The 1354-nt window shown below is 34.6% G+C and carries 1 protein-coding gene; it reads right to left on the minus strand.

Annotation, left to right across the window (positions count from 1 at the left end; translation table 11 throughout):
• Positions 1-47: 47 nt before the first annotated feature.
• Positions 48-1250, minus strand: coding sequence for an IS256 family transposase (locus tag KZH69_RS20345; RefSeq protein ID WP_219319299.1), 1203 nt, complete (start codon positions 1248-1250; stop codon positions 48-50).
• Positions 1251-1354: the final 104 nt, after the last annotated feature.

Genomic DNA, 1354 nt, shown 5'->3' on the forward strand with positions numbered 1-1354 from the left:
GACACTGTCCCATAAAGTGTGTAAGTTGAAAAGTCAAGGCTTCGGTTTTATAATCGGAGCCTTTTATCAAATATAAGGGTAAATTGGTTTAAAACAATTCCCCAATTTTGAATAGGCATCGTCCATTTTTTGGTTGCTTCCCTTAGGGCCAAATATACAGATTTCAATACAGCATCATCGGTAGGGAACGACATTTTATTTTTAGTGTATTTTCTAATTTTTCCATTTAGATTTTCAATTAAATTTGTGGTGTAAATTATTTTTCTAATTTCAATAGGGAAGTCAAAAAACACCGTCAATTCGTCCCAGTTATCACGCCAGGATTTAATGGCATAGGAATATTTAGACTCCCATTTATCAGCAAAATCGTTTAAAGCCAGTTCAGCAGCCTGTTTAGTTGGGGCATTATAAATGTGTTTCATATCGGCACTAAATTGTTTTCTATCCTTCCAAACAACATATTTACATGCATTTCTAATTTGATGAACCACGCATATTTGAGTTTGAGATTCAGGAAAAACACTTCTGATTGTCTGAGTAAATCCGTTTAAGTTGTCAGTGGCTGTAATAAGTATATCTTCCACGCCACGAGCCTTTAAATCGGTTAAAACACTCATCCAGAAACTACTGCTTTCATTCTTGCCGAGCCACATACCCAAAACTTCCTTTTTACCCTCTCGATTGAGTCCTACGGCTAAATAAATGGTTTTGTTAATTACTTTTGAGCCTTCCCTTACTTTAAAAACAATACCATCCATCCAAACAATCAAATAAAGGTCTTCCAACGGTCTGTTTTGCCAAGTAACGACTTCATTGGTGATTGTATTGGTAATACGTGATATGGTTGAAGAGGATATTTCAAAATCATAAACTTCCTTGATTTGTTCCTCAATATCGCTAACACTCATCCCTTTGGCGTAAAGTGATATGATAACATTTTCAACTCCCTGAGCTATATTTTCCCTTTTAGGAACAAGCATGGGATTAAAGGAAGAATCCCTGTCGCGAGGAACTTTGATTTCTTGTTGACCAAAAGAAGTTTTTATCTTTTTGGTTCCATGCCCGTTACGATAATTACCATTGGTGGTTTTGTCATGCTTTTCATTGTCTAAATGGGCATCCAGTTCGGCTTCGAGCATATGTTCTACTGCTCGTTTGTGCATCGTTTGGAAGAATGAAGTTAAATCTTCCGAGTCTTTGAAGGATTTATAGAAATCCTTGTTGTTTAATAATTCGTCTTTGTCAATCATAACTATGTAATTTTAAAAATAGCAAAAAAGTTATTTCCAAAAAATATTTTTGAGCTTTTTAAATTAGCTCAAATATTTTTCAGAATAACTTTTCAACTTACACA

It is taken from the genome of Flavobacterium taihuense, from assembly GCF_019351435.1.
GTDB lineage: Bacteria > Bacteroidota > Bacteroidia > Flavobacteriales > Flavobacteriaceae > Flavobacterium > Flavobacterium taihuense.